The organism is Microbacterium awajiense (genome assembly GCF_039536545.1).
Taxonomy (GTDB): Bacteria; Actinomycetota; Actinomycetes; order Actinomycetales; family Microbacteriaceae; genus Microbacterium; species Microbacterium awajiense.
The window spans coordinates 1061350-1081388 of record NZ_BAAAYU010000005.1; the positions used below are offsets into that span (position 1 = coordinate 1061350).

21 protein-coding genes and 1 riboswitch are annotated in these 20039 nt (G+C 70.6%); of the genes, 11 read left to right on the forward strand and 10 right to left on the reverse strand.

What is annotated here, in order from left to right:
• The first annotated feature begins 3 nt into the window (after positions 1–3).
• Positions 4–113, forward strand: a riboswitch (TPP riboswitch).
• The 6 genes from ABD663_RS11720 (at position 106) to ABD663_RS11745 (ending at position 5591) form a co-directional block, all read left to right on the forward strand.
• Positions 106–765 carry an ECF transporter S component gene (locus tag ABD663_RS11720; protein ID WP_344738722.1) on the forward strand — a complete coding sequence of 220 codons (660 nt, stop codon included), beginning with the start codon at positions 106–108 and terminating at the stop codon, positions 763–765. Its footprint overlaps the riboswitch before it by 8 nt.
• Positions 762–2228, forward strand: coding sequence for an ABC transporter ATP-binding protein (locus ABD663_RS11725; protein ID WP_344738724.1), 1467 nt, complete (start codon positions 762–764; stop codon positions 2226–2228). Before ABD663_RS11720 ends, ABD663_RS11725 begins: the two co-directional genes overlap by 4 nt.
• Positions 2225–3010 (forward strand): energy-coupling factor transporter transmembrane component T family protein, encoded by a 786-nt coding sequence (locus tag ABD663_RS11730; RefSeq protein WP_344738726.1) that lies wholly within the window; start codon positions 2225–2227, stop codon positions 3008–3010. The genes ABD663_RS11725 and ABD663_RS11730 overlap by 4 nt, the downstream gene beginning before the upstream one ends.
• Before the next feature lie 160 nt (positions 3011–3170).
• On the forward strand, positions 3171–3932 hold the full coding sequence (locus ABD663_RS11735) for an SDR family NAD(P)-dependent oxidoreductase (RefSeq protein WP_344738728.1): 762 nt from the start codon (positions 3171–3173) through the stop codon (positions 3930–3932).
• An 11-nt stretch (positions 3933–3943) separates the two neighbouring features.
• Positions 3944–4714: an enoyl-CoA hydratase/isomerase family protein gene (locus ABD663_RS11740; RefSeq protein WP_344738730.1), complete on the forward strand. Its 771-nt coding sequence runs from the start codon at positions 3944–3946 to the stop codon at positions 4712–4714.
• Positions 4715–4754: 40 nt separating this feature from the next.
• The gene (locus tag ABD663_RS11745) at positions 4755–5591 is read left to right on the forward strand and encodes an SDR family oxidoreductase (protein ID WP_344738732.1); all 837 of its coding nucleotides are present in this window, start codon (positions 4755–4757) and stop codon (positions 5589–5591) included.
• 13 nt (positions 5592–5604) lie between these two features.
• On the opposite strand, the gene ABD663_RS11750 is transcribed toward ABD663_RS11745, so the two are convergent.
• Positions 5605–6429, reverse strand: a complete 825-nt coding sequence (locus ABD663_RS11750) for a hypothetical protein (protein ID WP_344738734.1) — start codon at positions 6427–6429, stop codon at positions 5605–5607.
• A gap of 53 nt (positions 6430–6482) precedes the next feature.
• On the reverse strand, positions 6483–7121 hold the full coding sequence (locus ABD663_RS11755; protein ID WP_344738736.1) for a LysE family translocator: 639 nt from the start codon (positions 7119–7121) through the stop codon (positions 6483–6485).
• A 39-nt stretch (positions 7122–7160) separates the two neighbouring features.
• On the opposite strand from ABD663_RS11755, the gene rlmN reads away from it, so the two are divergent.
• The 4 genes from rlmN (at position 7161) to ABD663_RS11775 (ending at position 10376) form a co-directional block, all read left to right on the forward strand.
• Positions 7161–8390, forward strand: coding sequence for a dual-specificity RNA methyltransferase RlmN (gene rlmN / locus ABD663_RS11760; RefSeq protein WP_344738738.1), 1230 nt, complete (start codon positions 7161–7163; stop codon positions 8388–8390).
• A gap of 9 nt (positions 8391–8399) precedes the next feature.
• Entirely contained in the window at positions 8400–9413 is a 1014-nt protein-coding gene (locus ABD663_RS11765; RefSeq protein ID WP_344738740.1) for an aldo/keto reductase family protein, read from the forward strand.
• Positions 9414–9423: 10 nt separating this feature from the next.
• Positions 9424–9906, forward strand: a complete 483-nt coding sequence (locus ABD663_RS11770) for an NUDIX hydrolase (RefSeq protein ID WP_344738742.1) — start codon at positions 9424–9426, stop codon at positions 9904–9906.
• 98 nt (positions 9907–10004) lie between these two features.
• Positions 10005–10376, forward strand: coding sequence for a VOC family protein (locus ABD663_RS11775; protein WP_344738744.1), 372 nt, complete (start codon positions 10005–10007; stop codon positions 10374–10376).
• On the opposite strand, the gene ABD663_RS11780 is transcribed toward ABD663_RS11775, so the two are convergent.
• Genes ABD663_RS11780 through ABD663_RS11790 form a run of 3 tightly spaced genes read right to left on the reverse strand, consistent with a single transcriptional unit; the run spans position 10343 to position 13448 of the window.
• On the reverse strand, positions 10343–10858 hold the full coding sequence (locus ABD663_RS11780) for a GbsR/MarR family transcriptional regulator (protein WP_344738746.1): 516 nt from the start codon (positions 10856–10858) through the stop codon (positions 10343–10345). The two genes, ABD663_RS11775 and ABD663_RS11780, sit on opposite strands and share 34 nt — an antisense overlap.
• Positions 10858–12468, reverse strand: coding sequence for an ABC transporter permease (locus tag ABD663_RS11785; protein ID WP_344738748.1), 1611 nt, complete (start codon positions 12466–12468; stop codon positions 10858–10860). Before ABD663_RS11785 ends, ABD663_RS11780 begins: the two co-directional genes overlap by 1 nt.
• The gene (locus tag ABD663_RS11790; protein ID WP_344738750.1) at positions 12465–13448 is read right to left on the reverse strand and encodes an ABC transporter ATP-binding protein; all 984 of its coding nucleotides are present in this window, start codon (positions 13446–13448) and stop codon (positions 12465–12467) included. Before ABD663_RS11790 ends, ABD663_RS11785 begins: the two co-directional genes overlap by 4 nt.
• Positions 13449–13611: 163 nt before the next feature.
• Here ABD663_RS11790 and ABD663_RS11795 point away from each other — a divergent pair, with 163 nt between their 5' ends.
• Positions 13612–15054 carry a sulfatase family protein gene (locus ABD663_RS11795; protein WP_344738752.1) on the forward strand — a complete coding sequence of 481 codons (1443 nt, stop codon included), beginning with the start codon at positions 13612–13614 and terminating at the stop codon, positions 15052–15054.
• 12 nt (positions 15055–15066) lie between these two features.
• Here ABD663_RS11795 and ABD663_RS11800 read toward each other — a convergent pair whose 3' ends face one another.
• Genes ABD663_RS11800 through ABD663_RS11820 form a run of 5 tightly spaced genes read right to left on the reverse strand, consistent with a single transcriptional unit; the run spans position 15067 to position 19971 of the window.
• Entirely contained in the window at positions 15067–16023 is a 957-nt protein-coding gene (locus ABD663_RS11800; RefSeq protein WP_344738754.1) for a sugar kinase, read from the reverse strand.
• The gene (gene eda, locus ABD663_RS11805; protein WP_344738756.1) at positions 16013–16651 is read right to left on the reverse strand and encodes a bifunctional 4-hydroxy-2-oxoglutarate aldolase/2-dehydro-3-deoxy-phosphogluconate aldolase; all 639 of its coding nucleotides are present in this window, start codon (positions 16649–16651) and stop codon (positions 16013–16015) included. Before eda ends, ABD663_RS11800 begins: the two co-directional genes overlap by 11 nt.
• Positions 16648–17424: an SDR family oxidoreductase gene (locus ABD663_RS11810; RefSeq protein WP_344738758.1), complete on the reverse strand. Its 777-nt coding sequence runs from the start codon at positions 17422–17424 to the stop codon at positions 16648–16650. The genes eda and ABD663_RS11810 overlap by 4 nt, the downstream gene beginning before the upstream one ends.
• Positions 17421–18449: a zinc-dependent alcohol dehydrogenase gene (locus ABD663_RS11815; protein WP_344738760.1), complete on the reverse strand. Its 1029-nt coding sequence runs from the start codon at positions 18447–18449 to the stop codon at positions 17421–17423. Before ABD663_RS11815 ends, ABD663_RS11810 begins: the two co-directional genes overlap by 4 nt.
• Before the next feature lie 28 nt (positions 18450–18477).
• A complete protein-coding gene (locus ABD663_RS11820; RefSeq protein ID WP_344738762.1) occupies positions 18478–19971 on the reverse strand; it encodes an aldehyde dehydrogenase family protein in 1494 nt (497 codons plus the stop codon).
• Positions 19972–20039 lie beyond the last annotated feature (68 nt).

The window sequence follows — 20039 nt, forward strand, 5'->3', positions numbered from 1 at the left end:
CATCGGCACAACCACGGGAGTCCGGTGAGCCGGGCTGAGAGGAAGCGATCCACGCTTCGACCGTCGAACCTGATCCGGATCATGCCGGCGCAGGGAGGAGAAACAATGCACAGTTCCGCATCCGCATCCGCATCCGCATCGACGGATACCGCGCGACCCCCGCGCAACATGCGCTGGCGGGTCGTCGACATCGTCGTCGCCAGCGTCATCGGCGTCGCCGCGGGCGTCGTCTTCTGGCTGTGGGGACTGGCCTGGCCGGCGCTCGACGCAGCGCTCGCGTTCACGCCCGGACTGTCGGGCCTGCTCGCGGGCGGCTGGCTGTTCGCCGGCGTGCTCGGCGGACTCATCATCCGCAAGCCGGGAGCAGCGCTCTACGCCGAGGTGGTCGCCGCGGTCGTCTCGATGGCGATCGGCACCCAATGGGGCTTCACGACGCTGATCTGGGGTCTCGTCCAGGGCGCCGCCGCCGAGCTCGGCTTCGCGCTGTTCCTGTACGTGAACTGGCGCCTGGTCGCCGCGATGACCTCGGGCGCGCTCGCCGGCATCGCCGTGGGCCTTCTCGACACCACGTTCACGTCGATCGCCGCGCTGTCGTTCGAGGTGCGCGCCGTCTACTTCGTCTCGGCGATCGTCTCGGGCATCGTGATCGCGGGCATCGGCTCGTGGCTGATCACGCGCGCCCTCGCGGCCACCGGCGCGCTCGATCGATTCGCCTCGGGCCGCGCCGCGCGTGCAGCCGAGCCGGACGATCCCGACGCCGCGTGACGGGTTCCGCCGCCCCGGCGCGCGCGGTCGCGCGCGGATGGGGCTGGCGTCACGCCGGCCGCCGGCGCTGGGCGGTCTCCGACCTCGATCTCGTGATCGAGCCGGGTGAGAAGGTGCTGCTGCTCGGCGCGAGCGGCTCGGGCAAGAGCACGCTGCTGCGCGGGCTCGCGGGCATCCTCGGCGACGCCGAAGACGGTGAGGATGCCGGCGAGCTGACCGTCGACGGTCGTCCCGCCGGCGCGGCGCGGGGTCGCGTCGGTCTCGTGCTGCAGGATCCCGACGCCCAGGTCGTGCTCGCGCGCGTCGGCGACGATGTCGCGTTCGGCTGCGAGAACCTGGGCGTGCCACGCGACGAGATCTGGCGCCGGGTGGATGCTTCGCTCGAAGCCGTCGGACTCGACCTGCCGCGCGATCACTCGACTGCGGCGCTGTCGGGCGGGCAGAAGCAGCGGCTCGCGCTCGCGGGAGCCCTCGCGATGCAGCCCGGCCTGCTGCTGCTCGACGAGCCGACCGCGAATCTCGACCCGGCAGGCGTGGTCGAGGTGCGCGACGCCGTGGTGCGCGCGACCGCGGACTCGACCCTCGTCGTCGTCGAGCACCGCGTGGATGCGTGGGTCGACCACGTCGACCGGGTGATCGTGCTCGCCGAGGGCGGGGGTGTGCTCGCCGACGGCGCGCCCGAGGCCGTGTTCGCCGCGCACGAGCGCGCGCTGACGGATGCCGGCGTATGGGTTCCGGGCATCCGTCCTGAGATCGCGCGTTCGGGTGCCGCGGGGGCGGGCGACCCGCTGCTGCGGGTGCGGGGGCTCGCCGTCGGTCGGCGCCGATTCGGCGCACGTGAGCCGACGATCGCGGCATCCGGCATCGACCTCGATGTCGCCGCCGGTCGCGCGCTCGGCATCACGGGGCCGAACGGTGCCGGCAAGTCGACGCTCGCCCTGACGATGGCGGGTCTGCTGCCGCGGGTCGAGGGAGACCTCATCGCGTCGGCCGAGCTGGCCGGGAGCGCACGGGGAGTCGATCCGGCCGCATGGTCGTCGCGCGAACTGCTCACGCGCATCGGCATGGTGTTCCAGGCGCCCGAGCACCAGCTGCTGTCGACGACCGTGCGCGCCGAGCTCGAGGTCGGCCTGCGGGCGCTCGGCCTCGAGCCGGCCGAGATCGACCGGCGCGTCTCGCCGCTGCTCGAGCGGCTGCGGCTGTCGCGGCTGGCCGCCGTCAACCCGTTCACGCTGTCGGGGGGCGAGAAGCGGCGGCTCACCGTCGCGGCGGCGCTCGCGACCAGGCCTCGGATGCTGGTGCTCGACGAGCCGACGTACGGGCAGGATGCCCGCACCTGGCGCGAACTGGCCGACCTGCTGGCACGCCTGCGCGACGAGGGGTCGGCGGTCGTGTTCGTGACGCACGACCTCGGGCTCGTCGATGCCGTCGCCGACGACCGGTACGCGGTGGGGGCGCCGTGAGCCTCGTGACGATCGATGCCCGTCACAGCGTGCTCGGGCGCACCAACGCGCTCGCGAAGCTCGCCGCGACGCTGGTCATCTCGGTGACGCTGCTGCTGTCGATCGATCCCGTCTCGGCGGGTGTCAGCCTCGTTCTCACGCTGCTCGTGCTGCCGTTCGCGCGGCTCGACCCCCGGCAGCTGTGGCTGCGCCTGTGGCCGATCGTGATCGCCGCGCTCATCGCCGGCGCCGCGACCGTGCTGTACGGGCGACCCAGCGGCGAGATCTACCTCGAGTGGGGTGTGTTGCGCATCAGCGACGGGTCGATCGCCCTCGCCGCCGCGATCGTGCTGCGCGTGCTGGCGATCGCGGTGCCCAGCATCGTGCTGTTCGCGACGACCGACCCGACCGATCTCGCCGACTCGCTCGCGCAGCTCGCGAAGCTGCCCGCGCGGTTCGTGCTGGGTGCCCTCGCCGGACTGCGCCTGGTGGGTCTGCTCATCGACGACTGGCGCGAACTCGCGCTCGCCCGCCGCGCGCGGGGGATCGCCGACACCGGGCGCCTGCGGCGCTTCCTCGGGCAGACGTTCGCGCTGTTCGTGCTGGCCATCCGACGGGGGACCAAGCTGGCGACCGCCATGGAGGCGCGCGCGTTCGGCGCCCCGATCGAGCGCACCTGGGCGCGGCCGTCTCGACTGCACGCGCGGGATGCCGCGCTGGTCGCGGTCGCGGTCGGCATCGCCGCGGCATCCGTCACCGCCGCCGTGTGGGCCGGCACCTGGACGTTCGTCTTCGCGCTGTAGCGCCGCCCGGGTCGCGAGTAGCCACGTTGCGCGGAACATGTCGACGGGCGTGCGCTCGCGGCGGCGTCGCGCGGAAGGCTAGCCTGGACGCGGGATGCGCGTCGTGGGACGCGGTGTCACCTAGAGTGGGATTCGATCCCGACTGTTCGAAGGAGAACGCATGGAGCTCTCGGGCGCTTCGGCCCTGGTCACCGGCGGTGCGAGCGGACTCGGCCTCGCCACCGCACAGCGCCTCGCCGCGGGAGGCGCGGCCGTCACGATCGTCGATCTGCCCTCGTCTCCCGGAGCCGAGGTCGCCGACCGGCTGGGCGGCACCTTCGCCCCCGCCGACGTCACCGACCCCGAGCAGGTCGCGGCGGCCGTCGAGGTGGCATCCGCCGCGGGTCCGCTGCGCGTCGTCGTCAACTGCGCCGGCATCGCCCCGCCCGCCAAGGTGCTCGACCGCGACGGCAACCCGGCGTCGCTCGCCGACTTCGAGCGCATCATCCGCATCAACCTCGTCGGCACCTTCAACGTGATCGCCCAGGCATCCGCCGCGATCGCCAAGACCGCGCCCACCGACAGCGGCGACCGCGGCGTCATCGTCAACACCGCCAGCGTCGCGGCGTTCGATGGTCAGATCGGCCAGCCCGCCTACTCGGCGTCGAAGGGCGGCGTGCACGCGATGACGCTGCCGATCGCGCGTGAGCTGGCGCGCTACGGCATCCGGGTCGTCACGATCGCCCCGGGCATCATGCAGACACCCATGCTGGCCGGCCTGCCGCAGGCCGCGCAGGACTCGCTCGGCGAGCAGGTGCCCTACCCCGCACGGCTGGGCCGCCCCGACGAGTACGCCGACCTCGTCGCGCACATCGTCGCGAACGGATACCTCAACGGCGAGACCATCCGCCTCGACGGCGCGATCCGCATGGCACCGAAGTAGAGGAGCACCGCATGTCCGAGGCACTGCTGCTGTCCGTCGACGACGGACTGGCCCGGCTGACCCTGAACCGCCCGACCCGGCTCAACGCGTTCGATCCCGAGATGGCGGTGGCGTGGCGGGATGCCGCGACCGCGGCCGTGGATCGCGACGACGTCGGCGCGATCCTGCTCGAGGGCAACGGCCCCGCCTTCTGCGCCGGCGGCGACGTCGTGGCGATGGCCACGGCCGGCATCGAGTCGGGCGCGGCGATCCGCGAACTCGCCGGCGTGATCAACGAGGGCATCCGCGCCCTCACCGAGTCGTCGGTCCCGGTGGTGGCGGCCGCGCACGGCACCACGGCGGGTGGCGGGCTCGGCATCCTCATGGTGAGCGACTACGCGATCATCGGCGAGGACTCGCGTGTGGGCAGTCTGTACGCCAACATCGGTCTGACCCCCGACCTGTCGGTGTCGGCGCAGCTGGCCCGCGCGGTCGGCCAGCGCCGTGCGCTGCAGCTCGTGCTGCAAGACCGCCTGCTCACCGCGCAGGAGGCCCTCGACTGGGGACTCGTCGCCGAGGTCGTGCCGGCCGACCGCGTGAAGGCCCGCGCCGAGGAGATCGCCCGCTTCTGGCTGTCCGGCGCGCACGGCGCCTACGGGCAGGCCAAGCGCCTGGTGCGCTCTCAGCCCGAGCGGTCGTTCGCCGAGCAGCTCGCCGAGGAGGCGCGCTCGATCGGCGCGGCCTTCGACACCCCCGACGCACGGGCCCGCATCGCCGCCTTCGCCGCCCGTTCCGCCCGCTGACCAGCCCCCGCCCACACGCACACCAGAAGAGAGCACGAGGATGACCGAGAGCACCCTGGCCGGAAAGACCATCCTGATGTCGGGCGGCAGCCGCGGCATCGGCCTCGCGATCGCGCTGCGCGCCGCGCGCGACGGCGCCAACGTCGCGATCCTCGCGAAGACCGACACCCCGCATCCCAAGCTCGAGGGCACCGTGCACACGGCTGCGGAGCAGATCCGCGCGGCGGGCGGTCGGGCGCTGCCCATCGTCGGCGACGTGCGCAACGACGACGACATCACCGAGGCGGTGCTCACCACGCAGGGCGAGTTCGGCGGCATCGACATCGTCGTCAACAACGCGAGCGCCATCGACCTGTCGCGCTCGCTCGACCTCGACGCCAAGAAGTACGACCTCATGCAGGACATCAACGTGCGCGGCACGTTCATGCTCTCGCGCGCGGCGATCCCGATGCTGAAGGATGCTGCGAACCCGCACATCCTGTCGCTCTCGCCGCCCCTCAACATCACGCCGAAGTGGCTCGGCGCCCACACCGGCTACACGCTCGCGAAGTACGGCATGTCGATGGTGACGCTCGGCATGGCCGCCGAGTTCGCACGCGACGGCATCGCCGCCAACACCCTGTGGCCGGCGACGACGATCGCGACCGCGGCCGTGCAGTTCGCGCTCGGCGGCGACCGGATGATGAAGGTCAGCCGCACGCCCGAGATCTACGCGGATGCCGCCTACGAGGTGCTGCTCAAGCCCTCGCGCGAGTACACCGGGCGGTCGCTCATCGTCGAGGATGTGCTGGCCGAGGCGGGCGTGACCGACCTGTCGGGCTATGCCGCGACGCCGGGCACCCCCGACGACCAGCTGTTCCCCGACATCTTCCTCTGAGCCGCCGGGACGGTCACGGCTCGGGGATCTCGGCCCCGAGCAGCACCGTCACCTCGCGATCCTGATACCACCAGAACCCGATCCGCGTGGTCGGTTCGAGGCCTTCGGGTCGTTCGGACGCGACGACGTCGGCGTACGAGAGCGGCACGACCAGCGCGCTCTGGGCGCGCAATGTCGCGGGCACGCACCTGCCGATGGCCTGGGCGTCGCGGCGCGCGAGGATGCAGTGCTCGTTCTGCAGCGCACCCTTCGCACCGCCGATCCACAGCTCCCACCCGTAGTACGTGCCCAACGGCGAAGCCCAGCTCAGCGGTCCGCTGGCGGGGAACTCCGGCACACTCGGCGAGAGCGGCAGATCGATGTAGTTACCGAACGAACCGTCGAGCGGGATGCGCAGCAGCACCGTGGTCTCGAAGTCGCGCGCGAGCGAATACGCCTGCCGCGCCGACACCTCGTGCACGCCGCTGCTCGGGCCGTCCAGAGCCGTGATCACCGGGTCGGACGCGGGCGCGTTCGCGGTCATCGAGACGATGACGGCCACGGCGGCGGCCACTGCGGCACCGCCCGCGAGCATCCACCCCCGGCGGCTCCGCCTCCGTGCGACCGGCAGGTCCCGACCGCTGTCACCGGCGGTGACGGATGCCCGCGCACGGGCGTCCGCGGCATCCGGTGTCCGACCGTCACCCGGCGATGCCGGCGGGTCGTGGGCATCCCGGTGCAGCGCGTGCTCGAGCACCGCGAGGCGGGCCATCGCCTCGGGGTCGCGCTGGATGTCGGCGTCGGGTCCGTACGCCCGACGCCGCAGCGCGTCGAGTTCGGCGCGGACGTCGGCATCCACCTCTCCACGGTACGCCCGGCTGCCGGCCTGCGACAGCGCGTCGGGCCCGTGGACTACGGCTCGGAGTGGCTGAGCAGCAGCACTCCGCCGAGGCCGATCATCATGCCGCCGCCGACCGCCGACAGCGTCGAGAGGCGACGGGGGGATCGGCCGAACCACGAGCGCGCCGCCGCGGCGACGAGCGCCCAGACGCCGTCCGAGAGCAGCGCGATCACGAAGAACACCAGTCCGAGCGTCATCATCTGCAGCGGTACGGCTCCCGCCGACAAGTCGACGAATTGCGGCAGCACCGCGACGAAGAACGCGATGGTCTTGGGATTGGTGATTCCGACGAGGAAGCCCTGGCCGAGCTGGCGCCAGTGCGATGCCGGCAGCGCGGCGCTCGCGGCCGCGTCGGCGGCCCGGTGCCGGTGACGGATCGCCTGTACGCCGAGGTAGGCGAGGTACAGGGCGCCGATGATCTTGACCGCGGTGAACAGCACGACCGATCGGGCGACGATGCCGCCCACGCCCACGGCGACCAGGGCGATGATCGGCAGCAGTCCCAGCGCGTTGCCGAGCACGCTCAGCAGACCGCCGAGGCGGCCGAGCGCGAGCGAACGGCCGATCGTGAAGAGCACACTGGGCCCGGGGATGACGATCAGCACGAATGCCGCGAGCGTGAACGCCAGCAGATTCTCGATCGGGACCATCCTCAGACTCTAGGCCCCGTCGTCGCCTACCCTGAGTCCATGGAACCCAAGCGGCCACAGGTGCGTCCGGCGACCGAGGGCTGGACCCAGCAGAAGGATGCCGCCGGCCGGCCCCTGCTGCAATTCGCGAGCCCGAAGCGGGGCAAGCCCCCCGTGCACCTCGCCGACCTGAAGCCCGAGGAGCGGGTGGCGAGGGTGGTCGAGCTGGGTCTGCCCGGCTTCCGCGCCAAGCAGCTCGAGAAGCATTACTTCACCCACTACACCAGCGACCCGGCGCTCATGACCGATCTTCCGGCGACCGGTCGCGACGAGTTCGTCGCCGGCATGCTGCCGCCGCTGCTCACCGAGGTGCGACGTCTCGAGACCGACCGCGGCGACACGATCAAGTTCCTGTGGAAGCTGCACGACGGCGCACTCGTCGAGTCGGTGCTCATGCGCTACCCGGGCCGCATCACCCTGTGCGTGTCGAGTCAGGCCGGATGCGGCATGAACTGCCCGTTCTGCGCCACCGGACAGGCCGGACTCACCCGCAACATGTCGGCGGCCGAGATCGTCGACCAGGTGGTGCGGGCCAATCGGCTGATCGCCGAGGGCGGCCTGGGCGATCCCCGGGGGCTCGGCCATGACGGCGAGCGCGTGACCAACATCGTCTTCATGGGCATGGGCGAGCCGCTGGCCAACTACGCGCGCGTCATGCAGGCGGTGCGGGTGATGACCGACAAGACGCACGGCATCGGCATGAGCGCGCGCGGCATCACCGTCTCGACCGTCGGCCTCGTGCCGGCCATCCGCAAGCTCGCCGACGAAGACATCCCCGTCACGTTCGCTCTGTCGCTGCACGCGCCTGACGACGAGCTGCGCGACGAACTGATCCCGGTCAACTCGCGGTGGAAGGTGGGGGAGGCCCTCGACGCCGCCCGCGCCTACTTCGAGCGGACGGGCCGTCGGGTGTCCATCGAGTACGCCCTCATCAAAGACATGAACGACCACGGCTGGCGGGCCGACCTGCTGGGCGACAAGCTCAACGCACGCGGCCGCGGGTGGGTGCACGTCAACCCCATCCCGCTCAACCCCACCCCGGGGTCGATCTGGACGGCATCCGACCGTGCCGTGCAGGACGAGTTCGTGCGTCGGCTCGAGGCCAAGGGCATCCCGACCACCCTCCGCGACACCCGCGGCAAGGAGATCGACGGCGCGTGCGGGCAGCTCGTCGCCACCGAGGACGACCAGCGCGCCGCGGCGGCGACCGAGGTCGCCGGGCCGCACTAGCCTGGAGGAATGGTCGGATATCGCTACCTCGGCAACAGCGGGCTCAAAGTCTCGGAGATCACGTACGGCAACTGGGTGACCCACGGGTCGCAGGTCGAGAACGATGCGGCGGTGAAGACCGTGCATGCGGCGCTCGACGCCGGGATCACCTCGTTCGACACCGCCGACGTCTACGTGAACGGTGCCGCTGAGAGCGTGCTGGGTGAGGCGCTCTCCGGTCAGCGTCGTGAGTCGCTCGAGATCTTCACCAAGGTGTACTTCCCGACCGGTCCCAAGGGTCCGAACGACACCGGGCTGAGCCGCAAGCACATCCGCGAGTCGATCGACGCGTCGCTGATGCGCCTGCGCACCGACTACGTCGACCTCTACCAGGCGCACCGCTTCGACTACGAGACTCCGCTCGAAGAGACGATGCAGGCGTTCGCCGACCTGGTGCGTCAGGGCAAGGTGCTCTACATCGGGGTGTCGGAGTGGACCGCAGAGCAGCTGCGCGAAGGCCACGCGCTGGCCAAGGACCTCGGCATCCAGCTCGTGTCGAACCAGCCGCAGTACTCGGCGCTGTGGCGCGTGATCGAGGGCAAGGTGGTGCCGACGTCGCGGGCGCTGGGCATCTCGCAGATCGTGTGGTCGCCGATGGCGCAGGGAGTCCTGACCGGCAAGTACCTGCCGGGTCAGCCGATGCCGGCCGGGTCGCGGGCGACCGACGAGAAGAGCGGTGCGAAGTTCATCCAGCGATTCCTCGACGACGACACCCTGACGGCCGTGCAGAAGCTCAAGCCGATTGCCGACGAGCTGGGCCTCACCATGGGGCAGCTGTCGATCGCGTGGGTGCTGCAGAACGACAATGTCGCCGCGGCCCTCGTCGGAGCCTCGCGCCCCGAGCAGATCGCCGACAACGTCAAGGCGTCCGGTGTCGTGCTCGACGCCGAGGTGCTGACCGCGATCGACGACGCGCTGTCGGGGGTCGTCGAGGACGACGCCGAGGACACCTACACCACGTCGCCCGCGAAGCGGCTCGTCTAGCGACCGCCCCGTGCCCGTCCACAGCGCCGGCATCCTGCTGTACCGGCTGACGCCGGACGGTGCGCTCGAGGTGCTGCTGGCACACATGGGCGGTCCCTTCTGGGCGGCGAAGGACGAGGCCGCCTGGTCGGTGCCCAAGGGCGAGTTCGACCCCGACGCCGAGTCGGCGCTCGATGCCGCACGCCGGGAATTCCGAGAGGAGCTCGGCGTCGACCCGCCCGACGGGCCGTACGCCGAGTTGGGCACCTACTCGTACTCGTCGGGCAAGCGCGTCACCGTCTTCGTCGCCGACGGGGCGTCGCTCGCGCTCGATGACCTGGCGTTCGGCGAGTTCGAGGTGGAGTGGCCGCCGCGATCCGGTCGCGCGCAGAGCTTCCCCGAAGTCGACCGGGTCGAGTGGATGACCCCGGATGCCGCGATGCCGCGGCTGGTGAAGGGTCAGCGACCGGCGCTCGAGGCGCTGATCGAACACCACGGCACGGTCGCGGGCTGAGCGAGAAGCCGCACCCCTTGCCGGTGTCGGCGGCCCGCGCGAGACTGGCGGCGCCCCGTTTCAGTGCAGACGCGGGAACCGACGACGAGGAGGGCGCCATGGCCCACGGAGACATCACGCACATCGACATCCCGGTCACCGATATGGCGAAGGCGGCCGAGTTCTATTCGGGCCTGTTCGGCTGGCAGATCGCCGAGATGCCCGGGTTCGAGGGCTACCCGATGTGGCAGGCGCCGAACCAGATCTCGGGCGGTGGGTTGGCGCCGCGCGACGACGGCTTCACTCAGCCGCGGTCGTACGTCGAGGTCGACTCGATCGACGAGACGGTCGCGAAGGCGAAGGAGGCCGGCGCGACGGTCGCGCGCGAGAAGTCCGAGATCTCGCCGACGAGCTGGTGGGCGGTCATCATCGACCCCGACGGCAACGCCATCGGACTCTACGAGGGCACCACCGACGCGTCCGGATCCTGAGCGTCGCCGTCGGCGCGGGCGTCCCACTCGGCGACGAGCTGCGGCATCCGCTCGGCGAGGAATGACAGGAAAGCGGCGCTCTCGTGTGCCCTCGCCGTCGACACCGGGGCATCCGTGTTCTCATCCGCGATCCGGTGCATGAGCGCGCCGAGCTGCGCGTACAGCGGCACGTTGGCCGTGATCACCCCGCTCCAGACGTCGTCGGACAGGTCGTAGCGGTCGCGGCGGTCGCCGGGCCGTGACAGCCGCTGGATGAGACGCATCGCCTGCAGGTTGCGCACCGCCCCCGACACGGCCGCGGCCGAGACGCCGAGGCGGTCGGCGAGGTCGGCCGCCGTATAGCCGTCGTCGGGCGAACCGACCAGGGCCATGAGCACGCGCGACTGCATGCGCGGCATGCCCGACGATGCCAGCAGCGCCGCCGCCTGCTCGGCCGGTTCGATCCCCGGATGTCGCATCGGCGCGCTCGCGTCGTCGACCATCAGCTCGTCGCCACCAGCTCGCGGCGGCGCATGAGCACGAGGGACGCGCCGACGCCCAGCACGCTCACCGCCAGCAGCCATCCCAGCCCGCGAAGCTCGACCTCGCCGCCGAGCACCGTCGGCGCCTGCGCCACCGGCGACAGGTCGACCAGCCACTGGGGGAACCCGAAGAGCGGTCCGAACAGGCCGAGGATGAGGCCCACCATCACCAGGCTCCAGGCGAGCGCGATCGTCAGTCGCGGCGCCAGCACGAAGACGAGGGCGGTGATCGCGAGGAACACGGCCGCCGCGGCCGCCTGTCCGGCACCCATGACGAGCACGTCGCCCATGAGGCCGGAATCGTCGCCCAGCGAGGCGATGCCCACGGCCGCGCCGACGACGGCGCCGGTGATCACCAGCACGATTCCGAGCGCCGCCACGATCACGTAGTCGGCCAGCCACCGGACGCGCGAGATCGGGCTGGAGAGCACGGGCTCGGCCGTGCCGTGCGCCTCCTCCTGCCGGGCGTGACAGGCGATCTGCACCGCGCAGCACGCCGCGAGCACTCCGAGCATCGTGAAGAACACGGCCACCGTCGCCGAAGCGGTGTCGGCACCGCCGGTCATCTGCGCGATGAGGTCGCGGATCGCCTGGTTCTCCTCAGTGAACTCGTCGATCACACCGCTCAGCGAGGTCGCGAGCACGCCGACGAGCAGGCCGCCGATCGTCCAGCCGAGGATGCCGCCTCGGGTCAGCCGCCACACCAGTCCCGTCGGCGACGTGAGCACCCACCCCGCCGTCGCGCGGCCGCGGCGCGCTGCGACGAACCCCTCGCCCAGATCGCGCACCGACTGCAGCGCCACGGCGACGCCGGCCAGCACCGCGCCGAGCCCGAACAGCGGCAGCAGCAGCGCCCAGTTGTCTTCGTCGAACGCCCGGCTGTTCTCGGCCCAGCCGAACGGCGAGAGCCATGTCAGCCACGAGCTCTCCATCCGTTGCAGGTCGTCGCTCGGGGTGCCGAGCGCGTTGCCGAGCCCGCACACCAGGAACAGGGCGGTCACCGTCCATACCGACAGGCCGTTCGCCCCGCGCGAGGTGCGCATGATCTGTCCCGCGACCAGCGCGACCCCGAGGAACGCGACACCGACGCCGCCGACGGCGAGTCCCGCGAGGAACGACCCGCCGGCATCGAGACCCGACGCGATGAACGCGAGCGACACCAGCACGGCGAGGACGACATCGGCGAGCACGCCGTGCAGGATCGTCGCCACGAGCGGGGAGGTGCGGGATGCCGGAGTGGCTGAGACGAGCTCGGCGCGCCCCTGCTCCTCCTCGGCGCGCGTGTGGCGCACGGCGAGGAAGGTGCTCATGAGAGCGGCGAGGAACATCAGCACCGGCAGGATGAGGAAGATGACGACCTGATCCTGATCGGCGCCCGAGGGGAGCCCGCGGAACAGCAGGATGACGGGGTTGCCGATCGCGGCCGCGAGCAGGCCGACGCGGGCCTCCTGCGTGCCGAACGAGTCGGCGACGGCGACGTTGCCCATCGCGGCGAGCAGCGCCGTGCCGGCGATCCACAGCGCGAGTTGGCGCCAGTCGCGGCGCAGACGCTGCCGGAGCAGCGTGATCACGACCGGCTCCCGGTGCGCCGTGCCGCCCGACGCGTCGTCGGCCGGTTTGCGTCGTCGTCCGCGGGCATGGGCGCGCCCTCGGTGAGGTCGTCGCCGTAGTGACGCAAGAAGAGCTCCTCGAGCGACGGCGGCGCCACGCGCAGGCTCTGCACGTTCTGGGCGGCGAGACCCGGCAGGATGCCCGCGATCTGGTCGCTGTCGATGGTGAAGCGCGCGCGTCCGTCCGTGACCTCGAGGTCGTGCACGCCGGGGAGCGCGGTCGGTGCCCCCTCGCCGTTCACGGCGTACGAGACCTCGGTGCGCGTGAGGTGGCGCAGGTCGGCGAGCGTTCCCGACTCGACGATCCGCCCCGCCCGGATGATGCTCACCCGGTCGCACACCTGCTCGACCTCGGAGAGGATGTGGCTCGACAGCAGCACGGTGGCACCGGCATCCCTGACACGCCGCAGTTCGCGCTGGAACACGACTTCCATGAGCGGGTCGAGCCCGCTCGTGGGCTCGTCGAGGATGTACAGGTCGGCGGGCACGGCGAACGCGGCGATGAGCGCGATCTTCTGACGGTTCCCCTTCGAGTAGGCCCGACCCTTCTTGCGCGGGTCGAACCCGAACGCATCGAGCAGTCGCGCGCGCTCTTCGCGGTAGTTCGACGACGTCGTATCGGCGCCGCGCAGGCGGGCGAGGAAGTCGATCGCCTCGCCGCCGGACAGGTTGGGCCAGACGCTCACGTCGCCCGGCACCGAGGCGATGCGACGGTGCAGGGCGACCGCGTCGTTCCACGGATGCATTCCGAACACGGTCGCCTGGCCGCTCGTGCTGCGGGCGAGACCCAGCAGGATGCGGATCGCGGTCGACTTGCCCGCCCCGTTGGGCCCGAGGAAGCCATGGATCTGGCCGGCGTCGACGGCGAGGTCGAGGCCGTCGAGGGCGTGGACGCTGCCGTAGTGCTTGTGCAGGTCGCGGGTCTGAACGACGGTGGTCATGGAGCCTGACGCTACACCGATTTCATGAATTTGTGAATAGTTTGTGCTGCTGCTTCCGTCAGCCCCCGGCTGAGTAAGAACCAGGCAGTTGAAAAACCGGTTTGCTATGCTTCCGGTGACTGCGCGGGCTTCGGAAGCGCTCGCTGCGTCGGAGGAGCTCGGAGTGGACAGACCTCACATCATCGTCATCTACATGGATGACCTCGGGTACGGTGACGTGGGCGCCTACGGAGCGACGAGGGTCGCGACGCCGCACATGGATGCGCTCGCAGCGGACGGGATCCGCTTCACCAACGGCTATGCCACGTCGGCGACGTGCACGCCCAGCCGCTATGCGCTCATGACGGGGCGCTACCCGTGGCGGATCGAGGGCGCCGAGATCCTCGCGGGCGACGCCTCGCTGATCATCGGCACGGACGACATGACACTGCCGAGGATGCTCTCCGAGGCCGGCTATCGGACAGGGATCGTCGGCAAGTGGCACCTGGGGCTGGGCCGCGAGGGTGAGTCGATCGACTGGAACGCGCACGTCTCACCCGGGCCCAACGACGTCGGGTTCCACGAGAGCTACATCATGGCGGCCACGCAGGATCGCGTGCCGACGGTCTTCATCCGCGACGGCGACGTCGTGGGGCTGGACCCCGGCGATCCGATCGAGGTCGACTACGAGCGGAATTTCGACGGCGAGCCGACCGGGATCGACAATCCGGAGCTGGTGCGGATGCCGTTCTCGCACGGGCACGACAACTCCATCGTCAACGGCATCCCGCGCATCGGATTCATGCGCGGCGGCAAGGCGGCGCGATGGGTGGACGAGGAGATCGCCGACCGCTTCGTCGAGGTCGCGACCGAGTTCATCCGCCGCGACAGCGAACAGCCGTTCTTCCTGTACCTCCCCCTGCATCAGCCCCACGTTCCGCGGACCCCTCACCCGCGATTCGTCGGAGCGACCGACATGGGCCCGCGCGGCGATGCGATCGCCGAGGCGGACTGGTGCGTGGGACGCATCGTCGACGCGCTCGACGAGCTGGGGATCCGCGACGACACCCTGATCGTCTTCACGAGCGACAACGGGCCGGTCCTCGACGATGGCTACCAGGACGACGCGGTGGAGCTGGCCGGCGACCATCGACCGGCGGGACCACTCCGCGGCGGGAAGTACAGCCTCTTCGACGCCGGCACGCGGGTGCCGTTCATCGTGTCATGGCCGCGGCAGATCACTCCGCAGACCAGCGATGCGCTCATCTGCCAGATGGACCTGCTGCCGTCGCTCGCGCGCATCGTGGGGTCGGCGATCGCAGCTCCCGACGGCGAAGACCTGAGCCGCGCACTTCTGGGGCGGGAGCCCGAGGGCCGATCGTCACTGGTCGTCGAGGCCATGTCGAACACCGCGCTGCGTCACGGTCGCTGGGCCATGATCCCGCCCTCGGAGGGGCCGCGGCGCATGGCGACGACGGGGATCGAGACCGGGCACGCGGGCGACTATCAGCTCTACGACCTCAGTGCCGACGACGCAGAAGCACATGATCTGGCGAAGACGCACCCGGCGCAGCTTCACGAGCTGATCGAGATCTACCGGTCGATCATCGAGCCGGCTGATGCCTGACGAGCGTCGTGGTCAGCGAGAGACGGGGTCGAGGGCGGTGAGGGACAGGAGGTCGCTCCGGGTCGGGAGCGACTCCCAGTCGCCGGGACTGGTGCACGCGAACGCGCCGGCGGCGGCGGCCGTGCGCAGGCAGATCTCGGTCTCCGCTCCGGCGAGCCTCTCGGCGAGGTAGCCGGCCACGAACGCATCGCCTGCGCCGACCGTGTCGACCACGTCGACAGCGAGCGCGTCGACATGCAGCCTGCGCCCGTCGCAGACGGCATCCGCGCCCTCGGAGCCGCTCTTGATGATCGCCTCGGACGGGCCGAGCCGGGTCAGCATCTCGGCGAGCGCGTGCGGGTCCGACTCGTCGGTGTCCAACAGGAGCGCGGCTTCATCGACACCGGCGAAGACGATGTCGCTCGCCTCGACGAGCTCCCGATAGACGGGGCGGGCCGTCGATGCATCCCAGAGCCGAGAGCGATGGTTGACATCGAGAGCCACCTTCACGCCGGCATCCCGTGCTCGCCGAAGCGCGTGGTCCACGGTGTCCCGTGCGCTCGGCGAGAGCGCCGGTGTGATCCCCGTCACGTGCAGCACGCGGGCGCTCTCGATGACGCCCGCAGGCAGGTCCGTCGGGGTGAGCCGGCTCCCGGCGCTGCCGCTGCGGTAGTACGTGACCGAGGTCTGCGTCGACGATCGGCGTTCCTTGACCATCAATCCGGTGGATGCACCCGGATCGACGACTCCCACGACATCGACCGATTCGGCCCGGAGCGTGCGCAGCACCCGTTCGCCGAACGCATCGGCCCCGACCCGGCCGATCCATCTGGTCGCGACGCCCAGACGCGATAGGCCGATGGCGGTGTTGGACTCGGCGCCGCCGACGCTGACGCCGAGCAGAGATGCGAGGTCGAGGCGGCCCGGCTGCAGCGAATGGAGCAGGGCCATCGTCTCGCCCAGCGTGACGACATCGACCTCACTGCTCATCTGTGGCCACCTGCTGCACGGCCTTCCGTGAGAGCTGCTCGACGAGTGCCCAGTCGCGGGCGCGCATCGCATCGGATGGGACCATCCAGCTGCCGCTGATCGCGAACACGGCGGGGTGGCTCAGGTACTCGCGGGCGTTCCGGGCGCTCACCCCACCGCTCGGCATGAACGACATCTCGGGGAACGGCGCGGCGAGGGCGCGGACAGCGTCGAGCCCACCGAGCGTCTCGGCGGGGAACAGCTTCACGTGGTGGAGTCCCAGCGACCAGGCCTCCAGCAGCTCGCTGCCGGTTGCGATGCCCGGGAGCACAGGCACCGCAAGGTCAGCGGCCGCACTCACGATCTCGTCGGCGAGGCCCGGGCAGACGACGAATCGGGCGCCGGCTGCCACCGCGGCATGAACGTCGTCGGCCGAACGGACGGTGCCGGCGCCGACGACGATGTCCGTCCGGTCGCGTAGCGCGGCGATCGCATCGAGTCCCGCGACCGTGCGGAGCGTGACCTCGATCGACGTGATTCCGCCCGCCACGAGCGCTGTCGCGAGGGCGGGCGCGCCCGCCGCGTCGTCGAATGTCACAACCGGAACGATGGCCGGAGCGTGCACCAGGTGCCCGATGTCATCGGTCATCGTCCGAGCCAACCTCCGTCGACAGCGAGGATCGTTCCCGAGATGTAGTCGGCTGCGGACGACGCGAGGAACACGGCGGCACCCTTCAGATCGTTCGGGCTGCCCCAGCGTCCAGCGGGGATTCGCTCGAGGATGCTGCGCGAGCGCTCGGGGTCGTCCTGCAGCGCTCGGGTGTTGTCGGTGGCGATGTATCCGGGGGCGACAGCGTTGACGGTGACGCCCTTCGCCGTCCATTCGTTCGCGAGTGCGCGGGTGAGGCCGGCGATCGCCGACTTCGACGCGGCATAGCCCGGAACGGTGATGCCGCCCTGAAAGCTGAGCAGGCTCGCCGTGAAGATCACTTTGCCGCGGCCTCGGTCGAGCATGTGCCGGCCGATGGCCTGCGTGAGGGCGAACTGGCTCGACAGATTCACCTCGAGGACGTGGTCCCAGTCCTCGAGCGGATGCTCGGCCGCCGGCGCGCGTCGGATCGTGCCGGCGTTGTTCACCAGGATGTCGACGGGGCCGGCCTCGAGGACCTCGTCGGCGAAGGCGAGGACAGCCCCACGGTCCGAGAAGTCGACTGCGTGTCCGCTGAAGGTGCGGCCGGTCGCCTCGACCGCCCGGCGGGCGGGACTGTCGCCGGACGGAAGCGTCGCCGAGACGCCGACGATGTCGGCTCCTGCCTCGGCGAGACCCTGGGCGATCGCGAGACCGATTCCGCGTGCGGCGCCGGTCACCACGGCACGCTGACCGGTGAGATCGAACGCGGACAGGTGGCTGTGAGATGTCATTTCCGGTCTCCTGCCTGCACGTCGACGAGGATCTTCATCGCGCCGCCGGACTGCAGCTTCTCGAACGCGACCTGCGTGGCCGTGAGCGGCTCGACGCCGGTGATGATCGTCTCGTGGGGGATCGCCCCTTGCTCGAGCAGGTCGACGGCACGCTCGAAATCCTGTCGCTGGTAGACGCGCGCGCCCAGGATGCGCAGCTCGCGCCAGAACACGCGCTGCAGATCCAGCGGCCGGGGGTCCGGATGGATGGCGACGATCACGATCGTGCCCCGTACCTTCGCGAGCGACGTCGCTCCGAGCGCGGCCGCAGCCGCGCCCGACACTTCGAAGACGACATCCGCGCCGGCGCCGCCCGTCCACTGCTCGACGACGGCTCGCTGGTCCTGTTCGCGAGGATCGATCACGGCGAAGCCGAGGCCGCGGGCGACCTCGGACCTGCCTGCGTCCAGTTCGACGATGCGCACGTCGGCACCCTCGGTGCGCGCGACCGAGGCGATGAGCAGCCCGATCGGCCCCCCACCGAGCACCACGACTCTGTCACCTGGCCGAACCTCGCCGCGACGCACGTCGTGCACCGCAACCGCGACGGGTTCGGCGAGGGCGGCCACGCGCAGGTCGAGACTGTCCGGGAGCCGGACGAGCGTCGATGCGGGGACGTTCCATCGACCCTGCAGCGCGCCCGGCGAGTCGATGCCGATGAAATCGAGGTTCTGGCAGATGTGCTCATTGCCCTCGAGGCACGCGGGGCACGAGCCGTCCCACGCGAGCGGCATCACCGTGACCGCATCGCCGACCCGCCAGCCGTCGACACCGGCGCCGACTGCCGCGATCGTCCCGCTCATCTCGTGGCCGATGATCGCCGGCATCGTGACCCGGGCATCCATGTGCCCGTGGAGGATGTGGAGATCGGTACCGCATAGGCCGACGTAGGCGACGTCGATCTGGACCTCGTCGGTGTCGGGCGCCGACTCGGGGGAGTCGACGATGCTCATCGTGCCGTTGCCGGCGTAGGCCGCTGCGCGCATCGCGAGTTCCTTTCGTCTGGAGGAGGGGTCAGCCGCCGTATGTCGGGCCGTAGCCGACGTACGCCGTCTTGCGTCGGACATAGCGCTCGTACCCGTGCGGGCCGTCGTCACCGCCGATGCCTGAGGCTTTCCACCCCGTGTGGAAGCCCTGCGGGCGCTCCGGGCCGGCCTTGTTGACGTAGGTCTCGCCGAACTCGAGGTCATCGAGCGCGCGCATGACGGTATGGAGGCTGCCGCTGTAGAGGTACGCGGCGAGGCCGAACGGTGTCGAGTTCGCGCGCTCGATCACCTCGTCGTATGTCGAGAACGTGGTGACCGAGAGCACGGGACCGAAGACCTCGGCGCGGGTGATGTCCATGTCGGATGCAACGTCGGTCAGAAGCGTCGGCGCGAACCAATTGCCTGCCGCGAACTCGTCGCCTGGGGGGCGGTCGCCGCCCATCGCGAGCGTGGCGCCCTGCGCGACGGCCGTGTCCACCATGGACTTCACCTTCGCCCACTCGCGCGCGGCGACGAGCGGACCGAGGGTCGAATCGGGATCGAAAGGATCGCGCGGTGTGATCGCAGCGAGGTGAGCCGTGACGCGCGCGAGGAACTCGTCGCGGACGTCCTCATGCACATACGTGATCTCGTTGCATGTGCACACCTGTCCGGCGTTCCACAGACGGGCCTCGACGGCATCCTTCGCGGCCTGCTCGATGTTCGCATCGGGGAACACGATGAACGGAGCCTTGCCCCCCAGCTCGAGCGAGACGGGAATGAGCTTCTCGGCCGCCTGCGACATGATCTCGCGTCCGCCGCGAGTGGAGCCGGTCATCGTGATCATGCCGACATCGCGGTGACCGACCAGCGCAGCGCCGGTCTCTCGGCCGGGTCCGCACACGACACTCAGCAGTCCGTCGGGAAGTCCTGCGCGCCGACAGAGTTCGGCGAGCGCCATCGCCGAGAGCGGTGTGAACTCGCTGGGTTTGACGACGATCGCATTGCCGGCCATGAGCGCCGGCGCGACCTTGCGCGCGAAGATGGCGGCCGGGAAGTTCCACGGCAGGATGGCGCCGATCACGCCGATCGGCACCTCCCGAACGGTGAGCTGCTCGTCGGGCTCGGTCGCCACCACCTCACCGATGTCTCGGTACTGCTGGCTGATCGCGAACTCGAAGAAGTTCTGCGCGCCGCCGATCTCGCCCACGGCGTCCCGGAAGGGCTTGCCCTGTTCGACCGAGACGATGCGTCCGATCTCCTCGGCGTGTTCGCCGAGCAGAGTGTGGATGCGACGCAGCACCTTCGCGCGGTCGGTGTGGCTGCGACGTCCCCAGTCGCGTTGAACGGCGACGGCGAGCGTCACCGCCTCGTCGACGAGCTCTGCGGACGCCGTCGGAACGTCGGCGACGTGCGTGCCGGTCGCGGGGTTGATGACGGGCAGCGGATCTCCGCTTCCGTCGGTACGGCGCACACCACCGATGACATGGGCCGGCTCGATACCGAGCAGGCTTCCCGGGGTGAAGATCGAACGGTGGTCCACGCGACTTCCTTCCTCGGCGTCGCCGGTGCGGTGCGACCCCGATGTCTCAACGATCCGATCCTGAAGAG

What these genes read in the sequence shown, in the direction of transcription:
- ABD663_RS11720 (WP_344738722.1), top strand. Translation starts at nt 106, where the DNA reads ATGCACAGTTCCGCATCCGCATCCGCATCCGCATCGACGGATACCGCG.
- ABD663_RS11735 (WP_344738728.1), top strand. Translation starts at nt 3,171, where the DNA reads ATGGAGCTCTCGGGCGCTTCGGCCCTGGTCACCGGCGGTGCGAGCGGA.
- ABD663_RS11740 (WP_344738730.1), top strand. Translation starts at nt 3,944, where the DNA reads ATGTCCGAGGCACTGCTGCTGTCCGTCGACGACGGACTGGCCCGGCTG.
- ABD663_RS11745 (WP_344738732.1), top strand. Translation starts at nt 4,755, where the DNA reads ATGACCGAGAGCACCCTGGCCGGAAAGACCATCCTGATGTCGGGCGGC.
- ABD663_RS11755 (WP_344738736.1), bottom strand. Translation starts at nt 7,121, where the DNA reads ATGGTCCCGATCGAGAATCTGCTGGCGTTCACGCTCGCGGCATTCGTG.
- rlmN (WP_344738738.1), top strand. Translation starts at nt 7,161, where the DNA reads ATGGAACCCAAGCGGCCACAGGTGCGTCCGGCGACCGAGGGCTGGACC.
- ABD663_RS11765 (WP_344738740.1), top strand. Translation starts at nt 8,400, where the DNA reads ATGGTCGGATATCGCTACCTCGGCAACAGCGGGCTCAAAGTCTCGGAG.
- ABD663_RS11775 (WP_344738744.1), top strand. Translation starts at nt 10,005, where the DNA reads ATGGCCCACGGAGACATCACGCACATCGACATCCCGGTCACCGATATG.
- ABD663_RS11780 (WP_344738746.1), bottom strand. Translation starts at nt 10,858, where the DNA reads ATGGTCGACGACGCGAGCGCGCCGATGCGACATCCGGGGATCGAACCG.
- ABD663_RS11790 (WP_344738750.1), bottom strand. Translation starts at nt 13,448, where the DNA reads ATGACCACCGTCGTTCAGACCCGCGACCTGCACAAGCACTACGGCAGC.
- ABD663_RS11800 (WP_344738754.1), bottom strand. Translation starts at nt 16,023, where the DNA reads ATGAGCAGTGAGGTCGATGTCGTCACGCTGGGCGAGACGATGGCCCTG.
- eda (WP_344738756.1), bottom strand. Translation starts at nt 16,651, where the DNA reads ATGACCGATGACATCGGGCACCTGGTGCACGCTCCGGCCATCGTTCCG.
- ABD663_RS11810 (WP_344738758.1), bottom strand. Translation starts at nt 17,424, where the DNA reads ATGACATCTCACAGCCACCTGTCCGCGTTCGATCTCACCGGTCAGCGT.
- ABD663_RS11815 (WP_344738760.1), bottom strand. Translation starts at nt 18,449, where the DNA reads ATGCGCGCAGCGGCCTACGCCGGCAACGGCACGATGAGCATCGTCGAC.